The organism is Terriglobus sp. RCC_193, from assembly GCF_041355105.1.
GTDB lineage: Bacteria > Acidobacteriota > Terriglobia > Terriglobales > Acidobacteriaceae > Terriglobus.
In genome coordinates, this window is the sequence record NZ_JBFUPK010000001.1 from 553,584 (window position 1) to 566,103 (window position 12,520).

At 57.9% G+C, this 12,520-nt stretch carries 9 protein-coding genes; all 9 read left to right on the forward strand.

Translation table 11 applies throughout. From position 1 onward, the window contains the following. The first annotated feature begins 47 nt into the window (after positions 1-47). Entirely contained in the window at positions 48-995 is a 948-nt protein-coding gene (locus AB6729_RS02275) for a DotU family type IV/VI secretion system protein (RefSeq protein WP_371079931.1), read from the forward strand. After that, entirely contained in the window at positions 992-5,125 is a 4,134-nt protein-coding gene (locus AB6729_RS02280) for a type VI secretion protein IcmF/TssM N-terminal domain-containing protein (RefSeq protein WP_371079932.1), read from the forward strand. Before AB6729_RS02275 ends, AB6729_RS02280 begins: the two co-directional genes overlap by 4 nt. Further along, a complete protein-coding gene (gene tssA / locus AB6729_RS02285) occupies positions 5,122-6,336 on the forward strand; it encodes a type VI secretion system protein TssA (RefSeq protein WP_371079933.1) in 1,215 nt (404 codons plus the stop codon). Before AB6729_RS02280 ends, tssA begins: the two co-directional genes overlap by 4 nt. A gap of 53 nt (positions 6,337-6,389) precedes the next feature. Further along, positions 6,390-6,887: a type VI secretion system contractile sheath small subunit gene (gene tssB, locus AB6729_RS02290; RefSeq protein ID WP_371079934.1), complete on the forward strand. Its 498-nt coding sequence runs from the start codon at positions 6,390-6,392 to the stop codon at positions 6,885-6,887. After that, positions 6,887-8,359 (forward strand): type VI secretion system contractile sheath large subunit, encoded by a 1,473-nt coding sequence (gene tssC / locus AB6729_RS02295; RefSeq protein WP_371079935.1) that lies wholly within the window; start codon positions 6,887-6,889, stop codon positions 8,357-8,359. The genes tssB and tssC overlap by 1 nt, the downstream gene beginning before the upstream one ends. Positions 8,360-8,452: 93 nt before the next feature. Beyond that, the gene (locus AB6729_RS02300; RefSeq protein WP_371079936.1) at positions 8,453-8,944 is read left to right on the forward strand and encodes a type VI secretion system tube protein Hcp; all 492 of its coding nucleotides are present in this window, start codon (positions 8,453-8,455) and stop codon (positions 8,942-8,944) included. Positions 8,945-9,019: 75 nt separating this feature from the next. Further along, positions 9,020-9,484, forward strand: coding sequence for a type VI secretion system baseplate subunit TssE (tssE, locus tag AB6729_RS02305; protein ID WP_371079937.1), 465 nt, complete (start codon positions 9,020-9,022; stop codon positions 9,482-9,484). Between the two features lie 20 nt (positions 9,485-9,504). Continuing rightward, the gene (gene tssF, locus AB6729_RS02310; RefSeq protein ID WP_371079938.1) at positions 9,505-11,295 is read left to right on the forward strand and encodes a type VI secretion system baseplate subunit TssF; all 1,791 of its coding nucleotides are present in this window, start codon (positions 9,505-9,507) and stop codon (positions 11,293-11,295) included. Further along, positions 11,292-12,500, forward strand: a complete 1,209-nt coding sequence (tssG, locus tag AB6729_RS02315) for a type VI secretion system baseplate subunit TssG (RefSeq protein WP_371079939.1) — start codon at positions 11,292-11,294, stop codon at positions 12,498-12,500. The genes tssF and tssG overlap by 4 nt, the downstream gene beginning before the upstream one ends. Positions 12,501-12,520: the final 20 nt, after the last annotated feature.

Sequence of the window (12,520 nt, forward strand, 5' to 3'; positions counted from 1 at the left end):
GCGACGGTGTTCGCGGCGATGAGAGGAGTGCAGTTTGGCAGGATCGCGTGGCTGAAGCGTTGGATCTGGAGAATTCGCTGCTGCTGATGCAGTTCCGCCAGTTTTGTGCGGAGCTATTGCATTTGCGTGACCAATTGGAGCGTCCGGTGGCGTCTCCTGGACCGTCCATTGCAGCGGAGTTAAATACAGTAGAGGCGCCATCGCCAGTAGCAGCGGCCTATGCCGCCGCTGCCGCCGCCACTGCCGCAGCGGTTGCGGCTGCGCGTAGCGCCGGGGCGGTCATAGATACGCCAGAGCCACCGCCGGTTATGCCTTCAGCCAACCCGTTGTGGCCTGCTGCGGAAGATCTGATTGCAGCGCAACGCGAAGAAGGGCGCAACCGCCTGTTGAATCTGCTGGAACAGCAGACGTATCAGAGCATGGCGTTGGGCGGGTCCTATGGCATCACGGTGCTTCGCGAAGCGCAGTATGTGATGGCTGCGTTGGCGGATGAAGTCCTGCTGACAGCGAACTGGCCCGGTAAGGCAGGCTGGCGGCTCTTAGAGGAAGAACTCTTTCGTTCACATGCTTCAGGCGAGATATTCTTCACGCGATTGGATGCTTTGTTAAAGCAGGGCGACGCCGGATCGGCTGAGTTGGCCATGGTTTTCTTCCTGGCGCTGTCGATGAATTTTCGCGGCAAGTATCGCAATAATGATCCGCAAAGAGTGCTTTCGCGCTATCGCAGACAGTTGTTCCTGCGGCTGTATCATCGAGCGCCCGATTCCGCGGATGATGGTGTCTTGTTTGCGCAGGCGTATGACGTTGTGCCCCCTGCGGAAGAGTTTCGTCGACTACCTAATCCGCATCGCTGGTGGTTTGCAGTCGCGGGTGTGGTGGTGGCGTGGTTACTGATCTCGTGGGCCATATGGGCGTCGTTGACGTCGCCGCTGCATGAACAGCTGCAACGCATTCAACATGCTGCTGGCGTGGATTCAGGAGCGACGCTGCCATGACCGGCTCTACGCTCTACATTGTTCTTGTCATCGCCACGGTGTTGCTGCTGGTGGTCATTGTTGCTGCCATCTTTTTGTTGAGCCGTTCGCGGTCGGCGAAAGAGACATCCATCACACCCGCCTCCACTGAGGCTTCTGCGAATACTTCGCTGGTGGCCACAACCGAGATGGCTACCAGCTTTCGCGGGGCCATGAACCTGTTGCAGGAACGTACTGGCGATGCGGATTTCAAGTATGTTTTGCCGTGGTATCTGCTGATTGGCAGCAGCGCATCGGGTAAGTCGGCGCTCCTCGCGGATTCATCACTGGCGTCCGAGATCACAGACCAGGTGCAGGTGGAACAGGGCGCGGGCATTACATGGAACTTCCTGCCGGAAGGCGTTCTGCTGGATGTTGCAGGGGACTGGTCGTTCGGCAATGGCACCAACGCAACTGCAACATGGCGGCGATTGATGATGATGTTACGGCGTCATCGTCCGGAACGGCCCATTGATGGCGTGGTAGTAGCGATCTCCGCGAAAGACCTGATTGGCCCCGCAGCATTGGAGCCTTCCACACTGGTGGAGCGAGCCACCTATCTGCAGCAACGTCTGCGGCAGATTCAATCGGACGCAGGCTTGCGTTTACCGGTCTATATCGTCATCACGCATGCGGATAGCATTGATGGCTTCCGCGAACTGGCGCATGCGCTTACTGCAGAGCAGCGCGACGAGATGTTCGGATGGTCCAATCCTTACTCTGCCGATCTGCAGTTCCGCGGCGAATGGACGGACGTAGCGCTGTCCGAAATGCGCATTGCGTTGGACTATCGGATTCAGCAGATCTTTGCGGTGGAGGAGTGGACGCGTTCTCATGATGCAATGTCCTTGCTGCCCATCCATCTGCTTGGATTGCAGCCGCGCCTGAAGGTATTCCTGTCGCGTGCATTGCGTTCCTCGGGCAATGTCCCGGAGCCGTTCTTTCGCGGGATCTATCTCACAGGCATGCTGCCGGATGATCTGTGGCAGACACAACGGCAGCGAGTAGCCTTTGCCGCTGTGCCGCATGTCGCGGTGCCCATGCGGAGCAATTTGCCGCGGGCAACGTTTATCGACACCGGCTTTATGAAAGGTGGCCACGACAGTTCCCGTGGCTTTGATTGGGGTGCACTTGCCACCACCGGTGTCCCGGAAATGGTGGAGCGTTGGCCCAGTGAGACGGCACGCATCGTCTACGTGCGCGATCTGATTCTGCGTCGGATCTTTCCAGAGCGCACCCTCGCTGTACCGCTGGCCAACTCGTTTCAATCGCGCGATCAGACGCGCCGCATACTTCAATGGACCAGTGCCGGGCTCGCCGTTGTATTCATCATCGGCATGATCTTTGGCTATCGCAGCATGGCCGCAACGCGTGACCGACTGGCGCCTTTGCTGACCAACGTTGCCAACGATATGCGTATGCGTGCCGTGGATGCGCCTTTGCTGGCGGATGATGCTGTCATTCAGACACCCACGGACGACCTGATCCGCGTCACACTGCAGGCTTCGGACAGCCGTGTGCACTCCATCTTCTATCCGTCGTCATGGGGCAGTCCGCTCGATGCGAGTGTGCAGAAGGCCATTGCACCGGCATTCCGCGTGCTGGTGCTGGAACGCTTTGAGCGCCAACTGGAACGTAAGGCCGCACAGATTACCAGCGCGGATGTGTTGCAGCAGGGAAGCCCCGATGTAGTGGTAAGGCCCAACGATCCCAGCGGCAGTGGGCGCGGTTCCGTTGCGCTCGAAGACCTGCCCAGCTATCGCATTCAGCAACACTTCGTCGATAGCCTTCTGAATCTTCAGCAACACGTCAACCTGTATACGCGCCTCAGCACACCTGGTTCTGGTGCTGGCTTGCAAGAGGTTGTGGAACTGGATGCGTATCTCAACAACAGGCCGGAGGTAACGCTTCCTTCCGATGCGACAAGCCCGGCGTTTGAGCAGGCCATCGCAAGCGCTCCGTGGAGACCATTCCGTTATACATCCGTGGATGAACGCAACGCCGCACAGCGGTTTCGCGATATGAATGCGCTGCTGCTCTCAGATGCGATTGAGAACAACCCAATACGCTTTGCAGGTGAATCGCTGGTCATTGCGCTGCGAAAGATCAGTGGCAAAGGACAGCCATCGTATGAAGACATCCGCACAGCGCAGAGAGCTTTTTCTGATCTGAACAATGTACTCCGCCGTCCAGACCTTGCATGGGTGGGTAGCGACGAATTCCGCATGCCCACGGCGCTCTATCGCGTGACGTTGGAGCCGATCGGGCAGACACCGTATCTTCCTTCATCGCTGCGCCCCACCATGCAGCAGGATGCTGAGGAGGCCTTCCGTCGCATGACGGAAGCATTGGATAGCCTTCAGGCACCACAGGCTGGCGCATTGCTGACCAGCAGCGGAGGACGTCTGCAACTGACGCCCAAGGCGCAGGAGGTGCAACTTGGCCTTGAGAATCTATTGAACCTGAGCTTTGTGACACCGTCGGACCCTGTGACAGCATCACTGACGCAGGGAAACAATTCGACGGACTGGAATAAGGCCGCGTTGCAGGAAGCCATGAAGCTGCCGGATGCGCTTCGGCGTTACATGACCGAGAGTTTGCAACAGGTGCCCCCATCGTTACAGTCAAGCCTGGGTGCCATTGCACGCGAACGTGTTGGCGTGGCGATGGAATCGGCCGTGGCTCATGCGCAGATCAGCGGCCCCGCGCTGCCTGCGTCTCCCTCGCTTGCGGAGATCCAACCTGCTCTGCAGCGTTTCGCAGCAGCTGCGCCAACGCTGAACGACGTGCTGGCCACCATGCGTGCGAATGGCCTCAATGGGCCATATACGCGTCTTCGCATCGTTGCGGATGAGCAGGCGTTATCGCTGCTGAGTGCGTTGGATCGTTCCTTCAACGCGCAGAATCTGTACGGCATTTCTCCTGCCGCACTGGAACGCTGGAATGGCAAAGCCGATCCTGCCGCCACGTTGCTTGGCTCTTCTGGTGAGGAACTGCCTGCGTTTCTCACAACGGAGCGCGAGCATGTGCGGGCCTATAGCAACACCGCCGATCCTGCCGTGCAATTTCTGCTGGCCAACGGAGACAACAGCCGCCTGCCGCGTCGTTGGCAGCAGATCGCTACGGAGCTTCGTCAGTACGACGCGAAGCGTCCTGGCAACTCCGTGCACACGCTGGAAGATTTCATCGCATCGGATTTACCTAAGTTGCGTATCGATGCGGCATGTTCGTCTACGCCGTTCCACGGCAACAACAGCGACTATTTTCAACAGACCGCGGTGACTCTCAGCAGTGAAGTGCGCGCGCGTTGCGAGGCATTACGTGGCAGCGGCGAAGCCTCCGCATGGGATGCAGTCGTCGCACGTTTCGAAGGTGAACTGGCCGGTCGTTATCCCTTTGCCGACCTCAACTCTTCCACGGCTGTTGAGGCTGATCCTTCGTCCATTGCGCAGTTCTACGCATTGCTGGATGTCTATCAATCGCTTCGCCGTGGCAGTATCTCTTCAGGTGTGCAGCGCATCTTCACGGAGGAACTGGCGCAGGCAAAGCCATTCTTTATCGCCATCAACAGCAAGCCGTCGAGCACAATCGACTTCATCCCGCACTTTCGCGCTGAGCGTTCTCGAGAGGCTGGTGGCAACCAGGTGGCGGAGTGGACGCTACAAATCGGTAATGACAGCTTTCGTTCTGGCGACCCCGAACGTAAAGGTTCATGGTCGCTGGGACAGCCCGTCACTTTGACATTGCGATGGGCAAAAAATGCGGCGTTCGTACCCAAAGATGCCTCAGGCCCAGGTATGAACGCGAATGCGCAAGGCGTAACTTATCGCTTCCGCGATGCGTGGGCATTGTTACGGCTTGCACATACGCTTGCCATCCCGGTACGCGATCCTGCATATTCAGGCGATCCGAACTTATTGATGATTCGAGTTCCCGAACGAGGAGTACAGACGCTGGCTGGCATTCAGACTGCGACGATTGGAGAGGCGAAGGTGTTCCTGCGGCTGGATCTTCTGGCTTCGGGAAAGCCGGATGCCATTGCCATGCCCGCGCTGCCGCTGCCGAACGCAGCTCCGCAACACGCTGCTGCCGGACGAGGTGATGCACGATGAGCGCTTCCGGGCGCATGTTGACAGAGGTGGAGAGCCTTCTCCAGCCCATCCGCGAGGACGCGCCGGTGGGAGAGTCGCTTCGTTATTCCGCAACATGGGATGCCATTCTGCAGGCGCGCTCAGCAGACATGGGCCTACCTGTCGGAGAGTGGCAAAGAGAGGAGAAGCGTGCCGATTGGGCGCAGGTAAAGCAGTTGTGCATTGACGCGCTCACAACGCAGTCCAAGGACCTTCAATTAGCCGTCTGGCTTGCGGAAGCATGGGTGCATCTCTCCGGCTTGGATGGCGTGGTGGCGGGTGCTGAATTGCTGCGTGAGCTCCATCGGCATTACCCGCTGACCATGTTTCCCGTGGAGCAGCCTGGCGAAACGCTTACACCGGATACGGTGGAGTACCGCGTGAATCTGGTACGCATCCTCAACCAGAAGATGGCGCTTGAAGTGCGCTTCATCCCGGTGAGTGATCCGTCTGCATCGGGTCAGTTGCGTTACTCGCTTGCCGATCTGGACCAGAAAAAATTTGAAGATCAGGCGCACCGGCGGGAGAACCCGGGCACGCCGCCTGAAGAAGATCCGTTCCGCGCTTTTGAGGAGGCGGACGCTTCCACCTCACAGGCCTTCTACGCCACTCTGGCCATGAAGGTGAAGCGTGCGCTTGCGGAGATCGTCACACTGGATGCGTTGCTGGATGAGGTTTACGGGAAGGAGAATCCAGGCTTGAACGCCATCAAGCGCGAGTTGGAAAGAATCCTGCAACACCTTGTTCCCCGGCTTCGAGTGATGGTTCCAGAAGCAGTGGTGGAAGAGACTGTCAATGTTGACATTCCCGATTTAGCACAAAATGTTTTGGAAAATCCGGCTATCAAGGGAGGATTTAAGTATGATGGGTTGGCAAATCCACCCAGTACATGGAACGTTTCCCAGGAGGAAGCTCTGACTGCCCCGGCCACCGGTAACGGAGTTCGGCAAGGGCCAGTGAATCGCACGCAGGCCTACGAAATGATTCGCCAGGCAGCGGATTATCTTGCCCGGACAGAACCACACAGCCCCGTGCCCTATCTTCTTCGGCGCGCCCTGCGATGGGGCTCGCTTAGTTTGCAGGAACTTCTTCCAGAGCTGTTACAGAATCCAGAACAGCTTACCGCCGACACGCTTCACGGCGGCGCACAAGATGGAAGCGGATTCAGTAATAACGATCCGTTTCGCTATTAAACAAGTCCGCAGATCAACGTTGTTTCTCTTTGAGGTGAAGAATGCCAGAAAGCATGCAGCATGTATTGGACCGGGTTCGCCCTCCACGGGTGCAGATCACGTACGACGTGGAAACAGGCGGGGCTATTGAGAAGAAGGAACTGCCGTTCGTTGTGGGTATTCTGGCTGACCTGTCTGGCGCCAATACCCCGGAGGACACACTCAAGGAACGGAAGTTCATTGAACTGGATCGCGATAACTTTGGCGCGGTCATGAATGCGATCGCACCCACATTCAAGTCTTCGGTGGAGAACAAGCTCTCTCCCGATGGTGGCTCGGTTCCCGTGGAACTGACCTTCAAGAGCCTGGACGACTTTACGCCGTCGGCGCTGGTAAAGAACCTGCCGGATCTGGCAAAGCTGATGGCAGTGCGTCAGCGCCTGAACGATCTGCTGGCCAAGCTGGACGGTAATGAGGCTCTGGATGATGTTCTGCTGGACGTGGTTTCGCGTCCGGAAGATCTGAAGCAGTTGAAGGCGAGCAGCGAAGCTACTGCTGAGGAGGCCAAGTAATGGCGAAGGAAACCAAGACCGCAACCGCAGTGGTGGAAGGTACCGTCGTTGATCGCGTTCTGAATGAAGGACGCATCGTTCGCGACGAATCTCAGCGTCCGTATGCCATTCAACTCATCAGTGAGTATGCAACGCAGGTTCTGGATGAGGGCATGCCTGTTGGCAAGCATTCCACCATCTCCGGCATCAAGCAGCGCATAGCCCAGATCGACAAGATGATCTCCGATCAGGTGAACGAGATCCTCCACGATCCGGCGTATCAGGCGTTGGAATCAGCATGGCGCGGCCTCAGCTACCTGGTGCAGAACACCGAAACCAGCACGTCGCTGAAGCTCAAACTGCTGAACGCCACCAAGAAGGAACTGCTCACGGACATCGAGAAGGCATCGGAGTTCGACCAGAGCGCGCTTTTCAAGAAGATCTACGAAGAGGAATACGGCACGCTGGGTGGTTCGCCGTTCTCCACTCTTGTGGGTGACTATGAGTTTGGTCGCAACCCGCAGGACATCCAATTGCTGACCGGCCTCTCAAACATCGCGGCTTCGGCACATGCGCCGTTCATCACGGCGGCAAGCCCCAAACTGTTGGACATGGACAACTGGACGGACCTTTCCGGACCGCGTGACCTGTCCAAGATTTTTGAATCGTCCGAACTGATCAAGTGGCGCTCTTTCCGTGAATCGGAAGATTCGCGTTATGTTGCACTGACTCTGCCTCGCACCCTGGGACGCCTGCCGTATGGCCCGGCGACCATCCCGGTGGAAGAGTTCGACTTTGCTGAGGACGTGGATGGTTCTGACCACGCCAAGTATCTCTGGACGAATTCCGCTTATGCCCTCGCAACGCGCATTACTGCGGCGTTTGCAAAACATAGCTGGTGCGCAGCCATCCGCGGTGTCGAAGGCGGCGGATTGGTGGAAGGCCTGCCGGCTCATACCTTCCTGACGGATGAAGGCGATATCGCGCTGAAGTGCCCCACTGAAATCTCGATTACAGATCGTCGCGAAGGCGAGTTGAACACCCTCGGCTTCATTGCGCTCTGCCATCGCAAGAACTCGGACCAGGCAGCGTTCTTCGGCGGCCAGACGGCCAACAAGCCGAAGGTGTATGACACGGATGCGGCAAACGCAAACGCTCGTACCTCGGCCATGCTGCCGTATATCCTGGCGGCTTCTCGCTTCGCGCATTACTTCAAGGCGATGATGCGCGACAAGATCGGCAGCTTCCAGAGCCGCGAAAGTGTTGCGGACTACCTGAATCGCTGGCTCAGCGGCTACGTGCTGCTGGACGACGTTGCACCGCAGGCCACCAAGGCGAAGTATCCGCTGCGTGAGGGCCGTGTGGATGTTGTGGAGGTTCCGGGACGTCCGGGTGCCTTCCGCGCTGTAGCGTTCCTGCGTCCTCACTTCCAGTTGGATGAACTCACCATCTCCATCCGTCTGGTAGCTGAACTGCCGGAATCGGCCAGCTAGCCTTTGTTTCTGCAGGGCGGCGGATAAGCCGTCGCCCTGTAAGTTTCTTTTGGACTGCGGCACTGCAGTCCCAGCGAATCCCCGGAGAACACCATGAATCTGGTACTTGATCTCGGAACCACGATCAAGGGCGAATGCACCCTGACGGATGCAGCCTATAAAGACAAGATCAACATTCAGTCGTGGGCCTATGGCGCCAGCCTGGCCTCGTATACAGACGGCACGAACCAGAAGCGTACCTTCGGCAAGCCCGAAGTGAGCTCCATCAGCATCACCAAGGCAATGGACCTGGCCAGCACCGGCATCTTCCAGGCCGTTGTGGCTGGTACGAACCTTGCCACGGTGAAGATCTTCACGTTGCAGGAAGAAGCCGGCAAGTTCGATGTCTTCTATACCATCACGCTGACCAACGCGCTGATTGAGAGCTATCAGGTGAGCACGGGCGGACAGGTTCCTTCTGAAGCGCTGACGCTGACATTCTCGAAGATTGAACTGGCATACAAACAGCAGACGACCGCTACGGCTCAGTCCGGCAGCAAGACCGCCAGCTTCGACCGTACGACGCTTGCTTCGGCCGCAGGCTGATAACAGGACGGAAGACATGGGCACCGGCCGCTCCACTGCGGAGCCCGGTGCCTTTGCCGTCCACGGGAGATTTGTATGGCGATGCGTTCGCGACAGGGCACAGCGACTCGCACCAGTACCGTTTCACTCTTCGATCGTTTGATTGAACTGGATGGGCTGGCGCCTCTCGCTGCGCTTACTCCACGCGAGACGATTCTGCGCGATCTTCGACGTTTGTTGAATACGCGACGTGCCGGATCGGAGTTGCTCGATCCTGCAGAGGCGACCGTGTTGGACTACGGTACACCGGATTTCTCGCCGATGCGATCGCTCCAGGACATGAAGCGTTACGCCGATCTGATTGTGAATGCCATCACCATCTTTGAGCCACGCCTGCGGTCGCCGCATGTCATGCTCGTGCCTTCGGAGATTCGTCCTGACCGCGCAGAGGGCACGATCACAGGCATGATGGATGTGAACGGACGCAGCGAACGCATCCTGTTTCCACTGGCAGTCGATCCACAGGCAGGCGAGGCGGAGATTTTGCCGCCGGTCGAATAAGTATGTAAGCAGGAATTGGGATGGAAACGCAGGACGACCTCATCGCGTATTACCGTGCGGAACTGGACGCGTTACGACGTTCCGGGAGCGCTTTTGCTGCGCGTCATCCGAAGGTTGCCGCTGGTTTGGAACTGGGAGCTTCCGGTTCAGCTGATCCCCACGTCGAGCGGTTGATTGAATCGTTTGCTTACCTGACGGCCCGTCTTCAGAAACGCATGGACGATCGCTTCCCGGAGATCACGTCGGCTCTGCTGGATGTGCTGTATCCCAACCTGATGCAGCCGGTACCACCGCTGACGATCGCACAATGCACTGCCGATCCTAAGCGCGGCAAGATGACCGCCGGATTCAAAATGCCTCGCGGGACGCGCCTGTTTGCAGATACCGCAGACGGTCATGCCTGCCGTTTTCAAACCTGCTATGACACCACGGTGTGGCCGCTGCGTATGGCGGAAGCAGGCTTCGTACCGAAGGCGTCGCTCGACTTCCTGGACAACCGTTCGGATGTGCAGACCGTTCTGCGGTTGCGGCTGGAACCGCAGGGCATGGCGATGGGCGAGATGGAACTACGCACGCTGCGCTTCTACCTGAATGGCGCCACGCAACTTACCGGAACGCTGTACGAGTTGCTGCTAGGGCACTGCGTGCAGGTGGGGCTATACGACGCGGAGACAAAGAAGGTGGTACTCCTCGACAGAGATGCAGTGCGCGCCGTGGGCTTTCATGAAGGCGAAGAGGCGATCCCCGCGCCACCGCAGGCGCATCCTGCGTACCGATTGTTGCAGGAATATTTTCTGCTGCCGGAGAAGTTTCTCTTCCTGGATGTGAACGGACTTGATCGGAATCCATCGACGTCGGGGCTTGAGATTCTCTTCTTGCTCAGCGCGCTACCGCGAGATCGTGTGACGATTTCACCCACGAATTTTCGTCTGGGATGTACGCCGGTGGTCAATCTGTTTTCGCGCACCAGCGAGCCCATCCGCGTGGACTATCGCCGCTCGGAATATCGCCTGATTCCTGACCTGCGCCGCGAACAGACGACAGAGATTCATTCGATTGCGACTGTCATCGCATCCGTCAATCCGCAGGAAAGTTCCGCTACCGTTCAGCCTTACTACGACTTCTCCGGCAACGCGCAGAATACGGTCTTCTGGTACGCACGCAGGCAGCAGACATCGGATGCCACGATGGATGGCACCGACATGTATCTGTCCTTCGTCGATCTGCAGTTCGATCCGCGCCAACCTCCGTCCACCACGGTGTATGCGCATCTGCTGTGTACGAATCGTGCTCTTGCGCAGGAGCTTTCAGAAGGCTCGCTGCTTCAGTTGGAAGAGCCTGCGCCGCTTGAGAACATCCGTTGCCTTATGAAGCCCACGGCAACGGCCTATCCTCCGCTTGGCGGCAGCAGTCGATGGGCGCTGGTCAGCAACCTTGTGCTGAATCATCTATCACTGGATGATTCCGCTTCGTCGCTGGATGTGTTGAAGAAGATGCTGAAGTTCTACAGCCTGATGGATCTTCCCGATGTGACACGACAGATAGAAGGTATTCGACGCATGGAGACGAAGCCGATTGTCCGTCGTACGGGAACAGGTTGGCAGGGCTGGTCGCAGGGAACGCAGGTGCGTCTCCATGTCGACGAGTCGTATTACTCCGGCGTCAGTCTGTTTCTGTTCGCGTCTGTGCTGCGGCATTTCTTCGCGTTGTACGGCAGTGTGAACACGTTTACAGAACTCATGCTTGAGACCACGCAGAAGAGTGTGACGCATCGGTTTGATGCTCTGCGCAGCGAGCAGCCGGTGCTATGACCACCACGAACGAAACATGGCAGGACGAACGAGAACTGCAGGCAAAGGAACTGCTGCGGGCGCTTCGTTCGCGCTCACGTTCCGCGAACTATTCGTGGGGCGCGGACATGTCCGTGGAGGCGGGCCTTCTGCTGGAAGGCTTTCGCTTTGAGTTTGTGCAGGCGGTCCGACTTCTACTGGATGTGGGAAGGTGTTCTGCGCAGGGAGCCGTAGCGGAATCGGTCGGTGCCACTGCGCCGGTTGTTCCGCCACGTCTGCCGCAGGTGGAACATGCGCCGGAAGAAGAGTTGTTGCAGGAAGACGCATACGCCTCTCTCTCCGTACCGCGCATGGATCGCCCACGCAGCCGTGTTTCATTGCGGCTGCGGTCGCGCGTAGGGTTTGATTTCCCTCCCGCGTCTGTTCATGCCGTGCGGTTGTCTACGGATGTGGTGGGGCAGATTGAAATTATCGCTAACCTGATGGCGCTGGCAGGGAACAATGCGCCTTTGCCCGAGCCTTTTGCAGAGATGCTGCTCTCTCGTCAAAAGGTTCGCGACATGGCAATGACGGACTTCCTCGACATCTTTCACCATCGTTTGCTGGAGCTTTATTACACGTCCACCGTGCACACGGCGCCGTGGATCTCCAGCGTGCATCCTGCGGCAAATGAACTTGCTCAGATGGTGTATGCGCTCGCAGGACTGGGCCCTGTTGGATTGCGTCGTCGCATGCAGGTGCCGGACCGCGTATGGCTGCGCTATGCGGGATTATTGTGGCATCGGCCGCGTTCTGCCGCGGCTCTCACACGCATTCTTGCGGACCACTTCAAAGTGCCCGTGCGGCTGGGCGAGGCAGTTGGCCGATGGTTTCGGATAGAAGAGGAAGACCGCTGCAGGCTTGGACGTAATACCTGCATTCTGGGAAAGACAGCAACCATCGGCACGCGTGTATGGATTGGAGATGCTGGGATACGGTTGCGTATTGGCCCGCTGGATCGCGCAACGTTCCATGGATTTCTACCGGGCGGACAGCACTATCGCCAGTTGATGGACATGGTGCGTTTCTATCTCCGCGATAACATCACCGCTGATCTGGAACTGCTTGTGACCGCGGGAGAGGCATCTACGGCACAGTTGGGATCGGCACGGCTGGCCTGGACAAGCTGGCTTCAACCCTCTACCGATGGCGGACCGCTGCGTCTGCGTGTTCGCAGCGCTGCTTAAACCACCCATTGCCTGGAAGA

Excerpts from the sequence above, each read along its gene's own strand:
- AB6729_RS02280 (WP_371079932.1), top strand. The coding sequence starts at position 992 with ATGACCGGCTCTACGCTCTACATTGTTCTTGTCATCGCCACGGTGTTG.
- tssA (WP_371079933.1), top strand. The coding sequence starts at position 5,122 with ATGAGCGCTTCCGGGCGCATGTTGACAGAGGTGGAGAGCCTTCTCCAG.
- tssB (WP_371079934.1), top strand. The coding sequence starts at position 6,390 with ATGCAGCATGTATTGGACCGGGTTCGCCCTCCACGGGTGCAGATCACG.
- tssC (WP_371079935.1), top strand. The coding sequence starts at position 6,887 with ATGGCGAAGGAAACCAAGACCGCAACCGCAGTGGTGGAAGGTACCGTC.
- AB6729_RS02300 (WP_371079936.1), top strand. The coding sequence starts at position 8,453 with ATGAATCTGGTACTTGATCTCGGAACCACGATCAAGGGCGAATGCACC.
- tssE (WP_371079937.1), top strand. The coding sequence starts at position 9,020 with ATGGCGATGCGTTCGCGACAGGGCACAGCGACTCGCACCAGTACCGTT.
- tssF (WP_371079938.1), top strand. The coding sequence starts at position 9,505 with ATGGAAACGCAGGACGACCTCATCGCGTATTACCGTGCGGAACTGGAC.
- tssG (WP_371079939.1), top strand. The coding sequence starts at position 11,292 with ATGACCACCACGAACGAAACATGGCAGGACGAACGAGAACTGCAGGCA.